The sequence below is a fragment of the Mesorhizobium sp. M0771 genome (assembly GCF_040320155.1).
GTDB lineage: Bacteria > Pseudomonadota > Alphaproteobacteria > Rhizobiales > Rhizobiaceae > Mesorhizobium.
The window spans coordinates 1-16,495 of the sequence record NZ_JAMYPC010000036.1; the positions used below are offsets into that span (position 1 = coordinate 1).

Sequence of the window (16,495 nt, forward strand, 5' to 3'; positions counted from 1 at the left end):
CGTTCCTTCGCGGGAATCAGGTGACGTGAACAATCACCAGCCTGCCATGACCGCCCCCTCTCAGCGAATTTGCAGAACTCTCAGCACACTACCCGGCATCTGCTGGGGCTAGCGCTGTCGATCCAGGGTGAGGCGCGCGTCAAGCCTGTCCAGGAGACGACGCGATCGCTGCGGGCGCGTGTGAGGGCGGGCGCTGCCCAATAGGGTCACGCTCACCCTGGATTGCGGCGACCCGGCACTGGGCATGAGGATAGGCTCGACGAGCAATCCTCGTTTCAACACTGCCAGTGTAGGGCGAACCACCTCACGGCCGGCAACCAGAAAAGGACATAAGGTCTTACGGTGTTTCTCGTCCTGCCGCCCCCGATCGTCTCTCGACCTATTCCCTCAGGCAGCGCTTCATCGTCGGCAAAGCCTGCTCGACATGGCCGCGATCCGGTAAAACCGCAAACCCCGATTCTCTACCCTGCTTGATGAGTTTGCTCCCTCGGCCACCTCGCCCGGTTGAGCGCGCCATGGGCCTCTATAGAGCGCCAATCAGGGAGAGACGCACTGTCACGTTGACTGCCCCGCCGCAGGCCTCACGGCCGGCTGCCGTGTTCCACCTTCTGGCCGACCCTGCGGGAGGTCCATCAGCTGCGCGCCACCCACGGCCATAAGGCCGGAACCTTCCTCTTGAACGCTGGCGTGCTGCAGGTAAGCGATGCGAAGGCGGCATGAATTTTCCGCTTTTTATTGCGAGGCGCCTGGCCTCCGCGGCAGATCGGATGCCCTCGAAACCAATGGGCGAAAGAACACATGATAGTAATGAGGCGTTTTGACCTGCTGCAAATGAATGGGATGTATTGACGCGACACTCGTTTGTGACAGGCACTGGTAAATCTCCCCCTCTCGGTTCATTTCTTCCAGATCGAGAGAAATTGACAAATTCCTACACACGCATCCTGCACTATTAGATAGTTGGATATCCGCGATCTGCAACCATTCGTAGTGCTCCCCTAAGAGCATTTTCACACGCGTGCCGCTTACATATGGCAGCATAATGGAGAAATATCCGTCATGCAGGTGGCGTGCCCGGAGCAAGAAGATATTGGACTCATGTATACTACCGATCGAGACTCTCAGAGGTGAAATGCGCACATTCATATCTTCTGGGCCTAGCTCAAGTTGAAATCTTCTTTGCACCAAACCGCTGAATGTGAAGTCAAGCCCCAAGCCGCGCGTTTCATATGCGCCCAGCCGATAGGGCGAGGGCAGGCGCCTCACATTCTTCCAGGCACTTTCTAAATGATAGATCGTCTTCTTGCGATCTGGCCCCATAAACTTGTCGTGCTGGAAGTCCTTGAAATATTCCAGCTCAGCTTCAATAGGCATGTAGGCATTACGGAAAAGCGCTGCGTGGGCGGCCCGCTGCAAAATAGAGTACTCATGTGTCATACCAGACCTCGTAAAAAACGTCCTGGCATCATCGATGAACCGCAAGCATTCAGCTTGAACGTTGGCGACCTTCTCATACTGCTTGTTACTAAGCTTAATTTCCTTCAGAACTGGCCTTCCGGCAAAATCATAGTCCACTACCGCTCCTTCCTTTACAGTACAGCATTGCTCGAATAAGGTGTAATTAGCCCATTGCGATGCAATAAGGGCTTTGCTGTTAGCCGCACGATAAGGTTCGTCGGAAGCAAACACATAGCGGCCGAGTATTTCGATATTCAATTCGCGCTTGAACGTGCGAGACAAATGCTCCTGCGTTCTGCCGTTATAGCCCGTGTCCGCCAATATAATGGTATCGCCTTCCTCCAGTTCCAATTCCTTCGACAAATAGCGCATCAAGCGGGCACGTAAAGAAAAGGAATTTTTGAGGATCAACTCCACGACATCGTCGTCGTGCAACAACTGATGAAAAGCCGTTTTGGGATCGTCAGATTGATGAGCGACCCGTATTAACAATTCCATCACTTCAGGCGGAAGCAAAAGCTGCTTTGCGAGGGCATGAAGGGTGTCGAATTCGGGCTCAATCCCGCTGATGTAATAATCGATATCAGCGCGAGTTTTGAAAGAGGCGGCGATAGCATGGAATTTTCGGATACGTACCAGCTTGCCCACGGGCTTGCGCGCATAGGCTTCACACACCGCTGAAAGAAGATAGGCATCACGCAATAGAAAAAAGACTTTTACTCGCTTACCTTGTCGTTGTAGTGCCTCTACCTCGTCCGTCAGAAAGCGGGCATAGGCGTATAGCGCCGGCCCAAACGACATGTACCCTATCAATGTCTCAGGCGTGTACGGACGCAGATTTGCTACAGAAAAAACTGGGCGAAACGGACTCCAGCATGGCTGAATCACTGCTTCAGGTGCTGCCTGTTCGAGTACAATCAACGAGGATGCTGCGTACTGGAGGCGCAAGAAATCTGTAACCTCACGATCAAACGCCAGAAAATGCAGCGCACGTACGCCCAATTTCCGAGGCGCTTGCGCATCGGCTACATCATTGTCTCCGATGTGAAGTAGTTGCGATGCCGCCACCCCACACTCTTTGATCACAATGGGAAAAAGAGCATCGCTCTTGGACGTCCCATAATCGACTGAGCAGTACAGCTTGCTGATTGACTGCATAACGTCCGCAGGCAAATGCCGAGCCAAAAGACGCCTTAACTCGCCTTCGCGCAAATACGTATCGCTCACGACGATAATTTTGATACCACGGGCGTGCGCCAGCCTGATCAGTTCCACGTACGGTGAGAATGCAAAGCAAACACTCATTTCGGTCCGAATTTCTAACTCGGCCAGTAGCTCCTGTTCTTCACTGGAGAGCGACGTAAAAGACCGATAAATGTCACCGATGTCGATTTCCCTGGATCCGTTCTCTAAAGGCTTCGCTCGACGGGCACGCGCAGCAGCGCTAATTCGTTGGTGAGGAGTAACCCCTAGCCTTCGCGCGATTGGAGTATCGGCTAGCACGGCAAAAACGTCTCTAGGTGTCGCTGTCTTGCGCCATAGCAACGTATCGAAACAGTCAAGTGAGAGTACCTTTAGGGAATCTCCAAATTCGTCCAGAACCTTTGGAATGTCCTCCGCCGTTATCCGTGCATTATGGTCGGTGTCCCGCAGGTCGCTCAAGAGCAGGCGATCCTCCGGTTTTTGCCATTTGGTGATCTTTTCCGTTAAACTGCCCCCGTCTGGAAACATTGCATCAGGGTGGCCGATAAACCGATAGACGTCCTCATAGACGTCGTCTTCTGGAAGACGCGGAGCTATCTCGCCATAAATGTCAGGTTCAAACGTTTGTTCGATACATGACCGTCCTGAAGACTGCTGACCAATGTCGGCTTTCTTTATCTTGGCGGCAAAGCGCTCCAGTATATGCTGCATATATTTCCTCCTTCGCTCAAGCGCAAGTTTTCTGGCTGAGAACGTCTCACTCGTCGTCCACTCTTAAGTCTAGGCCCTCCGCATCGCCGAAGTGTCGAGGTCAGCGGCAACCGCTTTCTCTTCAAACTTCCGAGGAGCCGGCAACTAAAATAGGGTTGTTCTGAACTGGTTAAGGGACCGGGTTCCGGGGCTGCGGAGCAAAACTTCGCAGTCCTAACGCCAGACGATCACCATCGTTGCAGAAACAAAATCGGCTAACGTGAAATCATCCTGCCAGTTGATTGACCCTCTGCGCCGGACCAGACCATCGTCCGATGAATATCACTCTATATGTCCCGTCATAGCAGTCGTGAGTGCGGCTGTAGAAGTACTTTATTATGTTATAATCCGCTGCTTGCATGCCCATCCGCCCTTTGTGACGTTTTAATCAAAGAGTATTACAGTTGATGCGTGGTCAGGACGAGCAGTGGCTATGTCTCAATTCCTTCAGGCGCGAGACAATTGCACTGCGTTGACTCAGCCGATACGACAATTGGATGAAGGCCAAGACGATGGGCCGCTTGGACGTACAACAGCCCGGCATCCATCGCATGGCCTTCAAACAGGATAAGCGCTCTTCTTGCCACTGGCTCTTGTGACCCCGAGGCTGCATGCTGTGCGGCGATCTGAGCGTAAACGGGCATCAGTTTTGGCCGCAACGAACCTCTGACGTCGTGGCGAACGTACCATTGTCAGCGGTTTCCGGTCGTAAAGGTTCTGTAAAATAGTTTGAAGTGTCACAACGTTAGAATAAAGACGGTAGGTCGGTGATTCGGTGGAACTGGAGACACTTCGCGCTCTGTTCGTAAGGGCGCGTAGCTTTCGCAACCCAATTGGATTGTTTAATGGGTTCAATTGTGAGCACGGACAAGGCGAATTCGAAAGTTGGCGGCAAGGGCGTCTCGCGACGCACGATCTTGAAATCGGTCGGCATCGCCGGCGGGCCGCTGCGGCGGTTAGTATAGTCGGCAGCCGCACGGTCCGTTATGCGATCGCCAGAATGCGCCAAGGTCCGGCTCGCCTGGACGGAAGTCGCGGCCTGCCATTCGCCGCTCGGCTTGGGCCTCGCCAAGGGTTTTTATGCAAGGCACAATCTCGACGTCGCGTTGTTCTGTCAGGGCGCGAGCGGACAGACGTTTATCCAGGCGCTCGCCTCCGGCAAGGCCGACGCCGGCGCCGGCCTGATCGGCGACTGGTTGAAGCCGCTGGAGCAGGGCTTCGACGTGAAGCTCGTCGTCGGGTCGCATGACGATTGCCAGCGCCTGCTTGCTTCCAGCGCTTCCGGTATCAAAGATATCGCCGGCGTGAGGGGCAAGACGATTGCCACCTATGGCATCGGCGCGCGGCCGCAGGTCGCTTTCCAGGTGACGCTCGCCAAGAACGGGATCGATCCCGTGACCGACGTGACGTGGAAGCCGGTGCCGTTCGATCTCGTCGGCGAGACGGTCGATCGTGGCGAGGCCGATCTGGCGGCGCATCTTGATCCCTGGGCCTATTCGATCGAGAAGAAGTTCAACTTCACCAAGATCGCCGATACCCAGACTGGCATCTATGAGAGAGCGACGTGCTGCGTGCTCGGCGTCAACGGCCTGTCCTTGGAGGTCAACCGCGACGCGCTCCGCCGGTCTGGCCGAGGCAAATATCGAGATACACGAATATGTCGCAAGCCATCCCGGTGAGGTGGCGAAATGGTATCTGGAAGCGCTGAACCAGGCGGGCCTGAGCCTGGAAGACCTCGAGGCGATCATCGGCGGATTGGTCACGCACAACCACCCGATCGGGCCGGAACTGGTCGCCCAGATCCAGCGGGCTTCGGAGGATTTGAGGCTCGTCAAGGTCCTTGACGCGACCACCGATCCGAAGGCCTTCGCCGAGCGGATCACGGTCAACTGCTCGCCTGAGGCCCTCTTATGAGCGATGCAATACAGGCCCTCGATTCCGGCGGGGTTGAAGCTCGGTCGGCGACCTTCGGCGGAGTTTGGAAGTTTGGCCTGTACGCGGCCGCTGCATGGGCGGCAACGGCCGTCATCACGGTCGCGCTGCCGGATGTGGTGCCATGGGGCACCGCTGATCTCTTCGCCATCCTGACCGCTGTTGGCGCGGCGATCTTCGCCGTGCTTGCCTTCTCGGTCGGCTGCTCGGGCGGGTCGGCCGCACGCTCGTGTATTACGGACCGTCGTTCCTGGCGCTCGGTCTCTGGTTCCTATCTGGGAATTCACGACCGCGAAATTCGGCTGGCTGCCGAAGCCCTTCTTCTCACCGCCGCACGGCCTTCTGAATGTCTATGTCGTTGACGGACCGAGGCTGCTTGTCTGCATCCTCTATACTCTGCGGCTTTGGGTCGCTCGGCTTGTTCTCGGTCATTCCTGCCGGCTTCGCGCTGGGCGTCGCTCTCGGCTGGTCGGCGCGCTTCAACTATTGGGGCATGCCGATCTTGAAGTTGATCGGCCCGGTGCCGGCAACGGCCTGGATTCACGCCGCCTTCTATTTCTTCCCGACAAATTTTGGCGCCTCGATCTTCATCGTTGCGCTCTCGGCCGGCATTCGGTGGCGATCCTGACGGCATCCGGCGTCCCTCCGGTCAACAGAGCGTATTACGACGTGGCGCGCACACTTGGAGCCGATATTCGTTTCCTTGTCCTCAAGTTCGCCATCCCAGAATCGCTGCCGCACGTATTCGTCGGCCTGTCATGGGTCTCTATTATTCCTTCGCTGTGTTGGTCGTCGCCGAGATGCTCGGCGCCAGACTATGGCCTCGGCTGGTACATCCAGTTTCAGCAGGCCTATTCAGACTACGCCAATGTCTAGGCCATCAGGTATCCGAGCCCTTCGAACGATGCGATGAGTTCCACCGCAACCAGGGTCTGCCAGCCGTTGGCAAGGCCTTCTCGCAGCCCGGTAAAGATCGACGGCACGGCGGAAGGCAGCACGATCATCGTGAGTTTCGACCAGCGGCTGGACGAAAGGACACGGCCAAGCTCCACATAAGCTGCTGGAACGTCGCGCACGCCTTGGGACGTGTTCAGTACGACCAGAATGAAGGCCGACCAGCCGATGACGATGATCTTCAGACCCTCGTCGATGCCGACGATGAGAATGACAATCGGCATCCAGCCGAGGGTTGGGACCTGACTGAGGGCGAGGAACAGCGGATCGACGAATTCGCGAAGGGTCTTCGACAAGCCAACCGCCGTTGCCGAAGACGAGGCCTACGAGTGCACCGGCAGGAAATCCCTCCGAAACGCGCTCAAGGCTCAACACCGTGCTGGAAAGCAGCGCGCCGTCCTGGATGCCTTCCAACAAAGTGGCGAACACGATCCACGGCGGCGGCAGGATCTGCTCCGGCAACCGGCCAAGGAAAGCGGCGACGGTCCAGGCCGTCCTCCGGGCCGGTCGGCGCTGTGGGACCAGTCGGACCGTCGCCGCGCAGCAGCGCCAGGACGGTCGGGGAGAGGCCGTCGACCGTGATCTTTTCGTTCGGCAGCGCGCCGTCGGCGCGGCGCACGTCAGCCAGCGCATCGATCGTCTCGTGGATGCTGTGCACGAGCTCCGCCAGGTCTCTTTGTCAAGCTGCGAACCGTATGGCGTTTAGATGTAGCTCAAATCGATGACCGGTTTTTGGGATTTGGCATTCGGGTGCACCAGAACGTCGCTTCCACATCGCATCGCGGCGCTCGAGCAAGGCTCCGCGCTCAGATTTGAGATGCTTGTTGGAAGTCCGTTGACGTTAGCCCCGGTGGGATCCGAAGCGGCTGGTGCAGGTGCCCGAGTTCGCGCGGTTCCGGCGACTACTAGAATAGTAGATTTTGGCGCGAGCACTAGAGCTTGTCTAATGTTTCAAACCGGTGGAAGATTTGGGCAGTGAACTGACAAGCCCAAAGTTCTAGGCTAGATGTGCTTGGCGGCCGATTCGCGGGGGTGAAATGTCAATAATTGTGGATCCGGCAATTCGCATTCTGCCGGATAATCATCGTATTTTCGTGCTGCATCCCGGTGAAGGAAAGCGGTTCTACGGCGACTTTCAAGCTTCGGAATCGGTGTTTCTCGACCTTCCTGGCATTTCGTTCCCCACAGCGCCCGACCTGAACGACACGAGCCTCCGTAACAAGCTTCGGATGGCGAGACGGATCGGGATCTGGAGGCGGCGCGGATCAAATCCGGACGACAAACCGAGCCGAAATGCAGACGATTACGCAGTAACTACAGTCACGGTCGACGCACCCAGATTTGTGCACGAAGTTCACGATCTCTACACAGAGGCGAAAGCTGGGGATTTGGTCATCGTCCCGGGAAAGGGGTATGGCTCGACCGTCTTTTTCGGCGAGGTGATGAATGATTTCGACCCGGATTTCACGGTCACAAGCCACCGCTATCCCGATGAGACCATCCCTGCCCGCAAGGTGAAGTGGCTGCCGGTGAATCTGTCCAAACAGCAGTTTAACCGGCGGCTGATCCGGCTCATGCAGAATCGACAAGCCATCATCCAGGTCACGCGAGAAGACGACCGGCGAGAGATATATACCCACGCGTACGGCGACTATGTGTGGAAAGAGTCGTCCGGCAATCTCATTCGCGTCACAAAAGATGATATCGATCTAAACGATCTAAATAAGGCTGTAGATCTCACCAATTTCTTCGCATCTCAATACCTTGCTCTGAAGAAGGGCGAACTTGAATTGTTTCTTGCGATGGGATTTCACGAAGCCATCGACCAGTACTATGATAAAACCTATTTTGGTGGCGTAAATGTCGAAATACACTCGCCGGGATACTTCGGGCGCCCTATGAAGAAGGCTGCCATGGCCGGGTACGTGTCGGCGATGCTGGCCTTGTCAGGATCGGGCGTGACGGCGCAAGAGGCGGCTTACACGAAAGTGTTGAACTCTGCCAATGCCGTGACTTCAATCTGCGACATGGAGCTCGAAACGGATATACGCCAGACCATGGAGATGTACGCCAACATTCATCTGTGGGAGAACGAGGTCTGCCCGAAGCGCGAGGCTACCAAAGATACCGTTGGCCTTAAGACGGACGTAACGATAAAGAAAGAAGTCCCCTCGGCTGAAAATTAAAAATTCGGCCACGAATATGTATATAATGGGGCGCGGTAACGTTTGTGTGCCGCTTTGAGGAGCGCAGACAGTGCTGAAGGCGATCACAGGATTTGCTCGCGCGCACATTCTTGGGACCGTAGTGGCGTCGCTTACAGCCGGCGCCGCTGGCGGTGCAGGCGTTTATTGGTCGCTTTACGAGGCTCGCGTAAACCGGATCGAAGAGATGAAGGTCCAGGAGTTTCAGGGCCTCGTCGCAGAGAACAAGAAGTTCGAGGAATTGCTGAGCGCGTTCACCGAAGAGGTAGGGACGAGCGGCGCCGTCGACCCGGCAAAACGCAAAGAGATTTCGGCAAGCCTGGTCCGTCTCTATAGCGGTCTCGGCGCGTTCACGGTCAACCTCCCGCCGGAGCAAGAACTTCCCGTGAAAAAGCTCCAGACCTCGATAAATGAGGTGAAGAAGCACGTCCAGCTGATGCAGAAAAAGCAGGATATGGAAACCCTCGGCGCAGCCCTCGCGGTGATGTTTCAAGACATGAAAGCTGCGCAACCGGTCCTGGAACAGGCAGTTGGAAAGCAATTCGCGTCGGCCACGTGATCGAGCGAGCGCGCGCACGTAACCTCATGGACGGCCGCTATCGCTGGGCAGCCACGAAGAAAAGACCATTATCTTGGACGTCCGCCTGGTGAGCGAGGCATTGCTTAGAGCGGTGGGTCAGGAGCCGGATCTGGTCCATGCACTGCCGCCGCGTGAGTTCGACGAGTTGGCGGCCGAGTTGTTCCAACGAGAGGGCTACAAGTTCACGATCACGCCGCAAACCCGGGATGGCGGCAAGGATTCTATCTGGCTAAGGCGGACAGCTTCGGGTCGTTCCTGTATATTGTCGAGTGCAAGCGTTACGCGCCAGACAACCCCGTCGACGTTGGTGTCGTCCGCGCGCTGTACGGGGTGGCTCAGCATGAGCGTGTCACGGAGCTATGACGCTGACCACGTCCTATTTCAGCAGGGACGCGGCGGATTTCGCGCCGAGATCCATTATCAGCTGAAAGAGTTTGTCGGTTTGAAGCTATTACTCGCTCCTTATCGCGATAGCCGATCTACGAAGCGAACGCTTGACCAGGACACGTGTCGCGCGGATGCGCGAATATCAGAGGCTCTCGCTGCGCATGGCTTTTGTCTCCGGCTCACGTCGCTCCCGATTTCTTCGGTGGCTTGGTGAGGTCCTTGCCGTGACAGAACCACTTCAGCCATGCGCTTGAAAAGGCCGGCGGTATCCTTCTGATCGCGCGAGAGGCGGTCCATAGCTTCGGCCAGGACATACGGAACGGCCGCGGGTCGCATCCGAGATCAGTGCCTGGGTTATCGGGACGGAGGAGAGACGCCGGACATCAGGTGATCGGTGCATTCCTCGACAACCTGCCAGCCCTGGTTCTCGGCATGACGAGGGCAGACGCGGAGGCTGGTCGGCGATGGAAGCGTCGCAGATTGTCGGATGAATAGCGGGCTTAGATCGCAACCTTTACAATGCACTCTCCTGTGACATCCAGGAGCGCGGGTGCGGCGTTCCTTCGTTTGCTCCTCGAACGCCACGGCGCGGCACGGCGGGCGAGCAGGCGGACCAACTCGACCAGGCGCGGGTCCATCAGCGACACCGCGACGTCAAGTTGGGCCCGGTTGATCGATAACACCCTATTTGAGGCAGGTTCAGTCGGGGAGGATCTGCCCACTCCGATCACAAGCCGATCTTTCGACCCCGTGGTCGGCAATCCTCCATGGACCTTCGTGAAGAAGGAAGGCGGCGCCGAAAGGCGACGCGCTTCCAATACATCGAGCCCCTCCGAGACCGCACCGATCAGGCATTCCTGCCACTCTATCTAGCGACCCCCGCGGGCGCGTTGCCGATCGGTGCGCACTGGTCGCCTACATCGCCCCCGGCACGTGAAGATCGTCTCTGCTGACGCTCGTTGAGCAATTCAGGCCGCCTCCGGCTGGCGTTTGATCAGCGTCAGCGTCAACCAGCGCGCGGTCAGCGCCGGCTTTTTCGAGCCCTCGATCTCAATCGTCACGCCCAGCGCCGTCTGCACCCAGCCCGACGGCCTGACCTTGACGTCGGCCAGTACGAAACGGGTGCGGATGCGAGATCCGGTTTTCACCGGCGCCAGGAAGCGCAGCGATTCGAAGCCATAGTTGACACCCATCTTGCAGTTTTCGAGCGGCCGCATGGTCTCGAAAGTCATCGCCGACAAAAGCGAAAGCGACAGGAAGCCATGTGCGATGGTGCCGCCGAACGGCGTCTCGCGCTTGGCGCGCTCCGGATCGCAGTGGATGAACTGGTGGTCATCGGTGGCCTCGGCGAACTGGTCGATCATCCGCTGCGAGACCACCCGCCACGGCGACACGCCGACTTCCTTGCCGACGCTGGCCAGAAGTTCGTCGAGACTGATCGGTTCCACGCTAATGTCCTCCATTTCAACCGTCCGAAGCGCGAGCGGCTTCATTCCGTGAACAGTGTCAGCCCATGCTGCACCGACTGCCGGCCATCCATCGGCAGGATGGCGCGAGTAAGATGACTGCCGTCACGGCTGCACGAATAGAACGTTCCGCCGTAAATCTCATTCGGCGCACCGATGCGGCCGATCCGAACATGGCCGCAGACGGGCTGGCTTGTACCTCGGTCGCGGTGCGCGTCCTGCAGGCCACTGAAAGCAGCTCGTCTTGCTACCGGTGATCATTCCGCCGGCGCCGCTATGCGGTATTGTCGCAGATTGACAAAATCAATTGTCTGGATAGGAACCATCTGTGTTTCGAATTGGGAGGAGTCCAGCAGACGGGGTGGCTTGGGGTCCTTGTTGAAGCGCGCCGGCCTCATTCACCGGTAGCACTGAGCCGGCAAGAAGCGCCAGTTCAATGCCATATGATGCGGGATGGCGCTTGCTTCAAGAACCACTCGGCCTGACGTGGAAGCCAGCACCGGATCTGGATTGTCGGTATGCGCGGATATTCGCGCAGCACAGCGGCAACCGCAGCGACGATCGATCTCAGCCGTTGCGAGCATGCCGATCTTGGTAGCGGCCACTCTGTTAGGCTGAAGCGTAGCGCGCATCTGATCCGGCACCAGACGGGTTGCGTAACTTGGATTTCCAGGCGTGTTCATGGGTTTGCACCGTCAGCGCGCTGACAGCAAGGCAGGTGCGCACGCCACTGGAAGCGATCGTCTCGATCTCGCGGGTAACAGCCCCCACCGCTGGAGTCTGACCCGACAGCAACGAGCACATGCGGTTCTCGCCTCAGCGCCATTGCTCTGTCTTTCGATCCATTCTCGCGTGCGCGCTTCTGGCGTCGTTCAGCCCAAAGTCGGTGACCACGGCTGCGCTTTCCGCGCGCCAGCCTCGAAAAACGCCTTCGAAACGGTCAGGTTGAGGCCGCCGATGCAGACCAATGGGATCGGCGCGACCTGGTGCTTCCACTCGCTGATCCGCTCGAGTCCTTGCGACGCCCATTCATCTTCTTGAGGCTGTTGGATAGACTGGGCCGAGCGCCACATACTCCGGTTCGGCCACTGGCTCCAGTTCGGTGTGATCGTGGATCGACTGGCCGAGCTTCAATCCGACGTATTTCATCGTCAGGCATCGGCGGCAGCCAAATCCTTTTGACCAAGATGGACGAAGTCGCAGCCTTCCTCGATTGCCGTGCGCTATTTGTCGTTGACTCACTTGGCAACCATGGACCGCGCAGGCGTCGTTCGCGCGGCGGATTTCCGTCTGCAGTCCTTTCTCGTCCATATCCTTTATCCGGAGCTGCACCAGACTCACGCCGAGCGGCACCAGCCGTCAATCGAGCCGGCACGTCCACGACTTCATGAGAAGACGGCCCTGCCGATCGTCGGTGGGTAGCGCGGTTCGAGCATTCCCGAGCTGAAAGCTTCACGACCGGCATCCACCGCTTTGCCGAACGCACGCGCCATGCCGACCGGATCGGCCGCCTCGGGACCGCCCTGTTCAGGAGCACGGCGTCAAACCCGAGCTCCATGACGGTCGCCGCGTAGGGCCGTCCGAGCGGTGCATCCACAATCAACGGAATGTAGGGGGAATGTCCGCGCATCAACTGGACCTCGGAGCTCAACGCTTCATCGCATTAGAATGAGCGTTCGAAACGGAGGATACCGCCGACACTGCTCTTCTTGTTGGCATTGGTCCAGTTCACTTCGGAAGCTTTCACCTTTCCGACGGCGGAGCCTCCGTAGTCGAGTTCAGCGGTAACTGTGAAATCTGGAAGAAACGCATAGGCGACGTTCACAGCGACACCATAGTTCTTGAGCTGATCACCCGAGAGCTGAAGGTTGAACGAAGCTGACTCGGTGAGCTCGTAAGCGGCGCCACCCCAGAAAGCCCAGTTCCCGCCCCAAGGTTTATAGAAACCGCGACCATGAGCGTCTACCGAATCCGTCGAGCCGTAGTTGAGCTGGCCATGGGAACCGTAGCCGAACATTCCGGATAGCAACAGTTCGTTGGTGACATTGATGTCGACACGGACCTTGGCGGCCACCGATTCGTAGTTGCTATCATAAGCTGCAACGCCGGTGATCGCTCCCCAGCCATGTGCATATTTCAAGCCGCCTACTATGTGGGGAGCGTAGCTGTCGATTGTGCCGACCACGTCCGAGCCTTGTTCCAGCGAAACCACGGCCGAAAGGCCGTTCCCTGCGTCCAAGTAGTACTGAACCACATTGGTATCGAAAGCGGCGTACGGAGCCGGCGTCTGGTTCAGTACATCACCCGCGCAGCCAATAAACATGTCGAAAGCCGACCGGTCCTTACCAACTCGAAGGCCACCAAGCTGAATCCAGGCGATAGTCAGGCTGCTGCCTCCGTTCAAGGCATAGGACCGAGAACTGTCCGAAACCGATGTCTGGTGGCTTCCGAAGTTCACGCGGGTTTCGGTGTAGGTCTTCAACGTCCCGCGTTCGGTCTCCTGGCCGGTCCAGGTTTTCAATGTGAAGCGTGTGTTGTTTTGCCACGCGCCCCAATGCTCACCAGTCCTCACATCCGAGGTTCTTGAGTGGTCAAACAATCCGACGTTGTCACGGACAGAGCCGCCGATTCGCAGGCAGGTCTCGGTGCCTGAAATGTAGACGTAGCCCGAGCCGTAGACGTTGCAGATCTTGACGTTCTCAGTCGGGTCAGGCTCGGCGGCGGTGGTGACGGCGCGAGCGTTGGAAACGGCAATCAGTGCCGCAGTTGAGCCGAGGAGGAGGCTCCTAATGGTCATTGTCGATCTCCGCTTTAATAATAAAGTGATGGACACGAGTGATTCTGTGAACAAATTTGAATCGCGCGCAGTTGTGCTGGGCCGTCAGCTAAGCCCTGAAGGAAGGACTAGAATGTACTCTGGTCATTGTAGTAAAATATTGCTTTTAGCTGCCGATAACGTAATTATCGCCGAAATGGAGGTTTGCAAAGTTTTGTACAATCATCACAGTCAACTCAGCTGGTAGAGGTAGGCGTCACAAACGGTCCTGCATTCGACCGCAAATGACGTGCCAGCCTGACGACCAGCTGCGGCTTGAAGCTCAATTGTGCGGGCGGACCTTGGTTCGCACTTCCTTGTTTTTGCCTTGCGGATCCACCCAAGCACGAACGGAAAACGTTTCGGCTACGGTTCGACTGTTCGCTTCGCGACAGTTTCGTTCATGGGGAGAGCATTGTTTGTGGTGAGCCCGACGTTGAGGCATCATGCGGCGGGACCGCTCGGCACGACGCCGTCATTTTGGCGAGATGATGGTCGACAACCACGCGCTGCAGCTTTGCATCAAAGCCAGTAGGGCGCCTGCCTTGGCATTGCGGCGGACAGGACTGTCGCGCCGAGCAGGTTCTCGTCCTGAAAGCGGCGCGCCACAGCTAATGCATCTTGCCAGCAATTCAAACAACGAGCTCATCGACATGGCAGAGTTCACTAAGGGGGCCGGCACTATCTGGCGAGCAAAATCTGGTCCCAAGCCCGTATGTCTCGCCCATTGCGGCAGCTGCGCTCAGTAGAATCTCCGAGGCGCAGGTGAAGGGAAGAGATGGGATAGTCAAACAAAAGGGGCGCGTGAGGGTCTGACGGATCACCATCATCAGTCGGTGACCAGGTGCTCAGACCATCGCTGTCCAGCCTAAGACTGAACGGCGCCCATTGCTAAAAAGATCTAGATTCGAGCCCAAACGGAACGGACTGACATAGCGCAAGGACCCAGGCGGGCGCGGTGGGTAGGGTTGGTTGTTATCAGTATGGGATTGTGCCTTTGCAGACCACGAAATTTCGAGAGGCCCGGCTGCCTTGGTACACTATCTATCCGGCTGTGTCGGAGTTCTCCGGGGCGGTCGGCGCCGAGGCTTATGAGGCATGGCTCAGGAACCTGCCGGCTGAGGATCCGGTGTCACTCTATCTGCACGTTCCGTTCTGCCGATCAGCCTGCTGGTATTGCGGCTTCCCAACCACCATCACCCGCCATGATGCGCCCATCCTCAACTATCTGGCGGCGCTGCGTGACGAGATCCGTCTGGTTTGCGAGCGAGTGCCGAAGACGCTGCCCGTGAGCGACATACATTTCGGCGGCGGAACGCCGTCTCTCATCGGACCAGCCGAGTTCCTCGCTCTGATGGAGTTCCTGCGATGCCGCTTCGCCATCTCGAAAACAGTTACGGTCGCCATCGAGATCGATCCACGCACGCTCACGCCCGAGATGGCGGAAGGCTTGGGAGCGGCCGGCGTGAACCGCGCGAGCCTGGGCGTACAGAGCTTCGATCACATTGTTCAAAAAGCGATCAACCGAATCCAGAGCGAGGCCCAGACGTCGGCTGCCGTGGAAATGCTGCGCCGGCATGGAGTAAACCGGATCAACTTCGACCTCATCTACGGCCTGCCGCGTCAAACGGTGGAGTCGTGCGTCGAGACGGCGAGGGCAGCGGTCGCCATGCGCCCCGACCGGCTTGCCTTGTTCGGCTACTCGCATATCCCATCCCAAATAAAGAACCAGCGCCTCATCGAGGCGGAATTTCTTCCCCACAGCGCTGCCCGCGCTGAACAGCATGCGGCTGTCGCCGTGACGCTGGTTGCCGCCGGCTACCGAGAGATCGGGCTCGACCATTTCGCCTTGCCGCACGACGAGCTCGCGCTGGCACAGGAAACAGGTCGCTTGCGACGTAACTCGTTGGGCTACTCTGCCGATACCTGCAGAACCCTGATCGGTTTCGGCGCGTCGGCTATCGGCCGCATCGGCCAGGGGTACGTTCAAAACGAAGTTACACGGGATTTCTACATCCGGCACATCGCAGCTGGCCGACTGGCGATATCGAAGGGCCATCGCCTCACAGACGACGACCGCCTGCGAGCCGCAATCATCGAGCGATTAATGTGCGATTTCGAGGCTGACGTGCCGGCAATCTGTGTCGCCCACGGATCTGATCCGATCCGTCTTCGCGGTTCAGATGAGCGTTTGGCGATACTGGCCAAGGACGGAATAGTGGACTTCGAAAACGGTTTTGTCCGCGTACGGCGGGAGCATCGCTTTGGAGTTCGCGCTGTCGCTGCCGCATTCGATGCTTTTAGAGATGGCCTTACGTATCCCGCAGGTGAGGGCAAGCACACAACACGGAAGCTAACACAGGGAGTATCTTTTGCCGGAGAGAACGAGTTGCCATCGTGCGGTGCCCGGTTAGTGAAGCGCCGTAAAATCTCGACATAGGCGAGGTGAACTGGACCGAACGACGAGAACAGCCTATCCAGTGTGTTGTCGGCAGTTAGTTCGAAAGTCCTGCTACACCCGATCCGATGCCTCTCAACGCCGAGGCCGCACCTCCGTGCCGAAGCCGGCCTCCCCAATGGTGGGTCAAGCCGTCGCTTACCCCGTGCTTGCCTCACAGATCCGCGACCGAGAACCCAGCCTCATGCTCCCGCCCTGCCGGGGCCTAGGTCCATCAAGCATGAAAGGAACACGTCGGAACCTGGGATATCGCTTGCCCGGCCGGGCGGCGATAGCCTTGTCGGGGCA

At 57.7% G+C, this 16,495-nt stretch carries 14 protein-coding genes and 2 pseudogenes; 9 read left to right on the forward strand and 7 right to left on the reverse strand.

Features of this window, described 5'->3' with window-relative positions; all coding sequences use genetic code 11:
- Positions 1 to 732: 732 nt before the first annotated feature.
- On the reverse strand, positions 733 to 3,372 hold the full coding sequence (locus NKI05_RS30765; RefSeq protein ID WP_352794037.1) for a hypothetical protein: 2,640 nt from the start codon (positions 3,370 to 3,372) through the stop codon (positions 733 to 735).
- Positions 3,373 to 4,397: 1,025 nt separating this feature from the next.
- On the opposite strand from NKI05_RS30765, the gene NKI05_RS30770 reads away from it, so the two are divergent.
- The 5 genes from NKI05_RS30770 to NKI05_RS30790 are packed head-to-tail and all read left to right on the forward strand — an operon-like array spanning position 4,398 to position 6,219.
- Positions 4,398 to 5,090, forward strand: coding sequence for an ABC transporter substrate-binding protein (locus NKI05_RS30770; protein ID WP_352794039.1), 693 nt, complete (start codon positions 4,398 to 4,400; stop codon positions 5,088 to 5,090).
- 1 nt (position 5,091) lies between these two features.
- Entirely contained in the window at positions 5,092 to 5,325 is a 234-nt protein-coding gene (locus NKI05_RS30775) for a hypothetical protein (protein ID WP_352544074.1), read from the forward strand.
- A complete protein-coding gene (locus NKI05_RS30780; protein WP_352794041.1) occupies positions 5,322 to 5,705 on the forward strand; it encodes a hypothetical protein in 384 nt (127 codons plus the stop codon). Before NKI05_RS30775 ends, NKI05_RS30780 begins: the two co-directional genes overlap by 4 nt.
- Before the next feature lie 14 nt (positions 5,706 to 5,719).
- Positions 5,720 to 5,971 carry an ABC transporter permease family protein gene (locus NKI05_RS30785; protein ID WP_352794043.1) on the forward strand — a complete coding sequence of 84 codons (252 nt, stop codon included), beginning with the start codon at positions 5,720 to 5,722 and terminating at the stop codon, positions 5,969 to 5,971.
- Positions 5,959 to 6,219, forward strand: coding sequence for an ABC transporter permease family protein (locus NKI05_RS30790; protein WP_352794045.1), 261 nt, complete (start codon positions 5,959 to 5,961; stop codon positions 6,217 to 6,219). The genes NKI05_RS30785 and NKI05_RS30790 overlap by 13 nt, the downstream gene beginning before the upstream one ends.
- Here the strand turns inward: NKI05_RS30790 and NKI05_RS30795 are convergent.
- Both NKI05_RS30795 and NKI05_RS30800 read right to left on the reverse strand, forming a co-directional pair.
- The gene (locus NKI05_RS30795) at positions 6,216 to 6,593 is read right to left on the reverse strand and encodes an ABC transporter permease (RefSeq protein WP_352794047.1); all 378 of its coding nucleotides are present in this window, start codon (positions 6,591 to 6,593) and stop codon (positions 6,216 to 6,218) included. The genes NKI05_RS30790 and NKI05_RS30795 overlap by 4 nt on opposite strands.
- 65 nt (positions 6,594 to 6,658) lie before the next feature.
- On the reverse strand, positions 6,659 to 6,955 hold the full coding sequence (locus NKI05_RS30800; protein WP_352794049.1) for a hypothetical protein: 297 nt from the start codon (positions 6,953 to 6,955) through the stop codon (positions 6,659 to 6,661).
- A gap of 379 nt (positions 6,956 to 7,334) precedes the next feature.
- Between NKI05_RS30800 and NKI05_RS30805 the strand changes: the two genes are divergently transcribed.
- The 3 genes and pseudogenes from NKI05_RS30805 (at position 7,335) to NKI05_RS30815 (ending at position 9,444) form a co-directional block, all read left to right on the forward strand.
- A complete protein-coding gene (locus tag NKI05_RS30805; RefSeq protein WP_352794051.1) occupies positions 7,335 to 8,483 on the forward strand; it encodes a hypothetical protein in 1,149 nt (382 codons plus the stop codon).
- Positions 8,484 to 8,553: 70 nt separating this feature from the next.
- Positions 8,554 to 9,060 carry a hypothetical protein gene (locus NKI05_RS30810; protein ID WP_352794053.1) on the forward strand — a complete coding sequence of 169 codons (507 nt, stop codon included), beginning with the start codon at positions 8,554 to 8,556 and terminating at the stop codon, positions 9,058 to 9,060.
- Between the two features lie 112 nt (positions 9,061 to 9,172).
- Positions 9,173 to 9,444: pseudogene (locus NKI05_RS30815) on the forward strand (restriction endonuclease).
- 992 nt (positions 9,445 to 10,436) lie between these two features.
- Here NKI05_RS30815 and NKI05_RS30820 read toward each other — a convergent pair.
- The 4 genes and pseudogenes from NKI05_RS30820 to NKI05_RS30835 all read right to left on the reverse strand — a co-directional run bounded on the left by NKI05_RS30820 (position 10,437) and on the right by NKI05_RS30835 (position 13,731).
- The gene (locus NKI05_RS30820; RefSeq protein ID WP_352544067.1) at positions 10,437 to 10,931 is read right to left on the reverse strand and encodes a MaoC family dehydratase; all 495 of its coding nucleotides are present in this window, start codon (positions 10,929 to 10,931) and stop codon (positions 10,437 to 10,439) included.
- A 1,032-nt stretch (positions 10,932 to 11,963) separates the two neighbouring features.
- Positions 11,964 to 12,245 carry a hypothetical protein gene (locus NKI05_RS32310; protein ID WP_502898779.1) on the reverse strand — a complete coding sequence of 94 codons (282 nt, stop codon included), beginning with the start codon at positions 12,243 to 12,245 and terminating at the stop codon, positions 11,964 to 11,966.
- A gap of 74 nt (positions 12,246 to 12,319) precedes the next feature.
- Positions 12,320 to 12,579: pseudogene (locus NKI05_RS30830) on the reverse strand (thiazole synthase); the annotation flags it as partial.
- Between the two features lie 18 nt (positions 12,580 to 12,597).
- Entirely contained in the window at positions 12,598 to 13,731 is a 1,134-nt protein-coding gene (locus NKI05_RS30835) for a porin (RefSeq protein ID WP_352794055.1), read from the reverse strand.
- Between the two features lie 1,015 nt (positions 13,732 to 14,746).
- Between NKI05_RS30835 and hemN the strand changes: the two genes are divergently transcribed.
- On the forward strand, positions 14,747 to 16,189 hold the full coding sequence (gene hemN, locus NKI05_RS30840; protein WP_352794057.1) for an oxygen-independent coproporphyrinogen III oxidase: 1,443 nt from the start codon (positions 14,747 to 14,749) through the stop codon (positions 16,187 to 16,189).
- Positions 16,190 to 16,495: the final 306 nt, after the last annotated feature.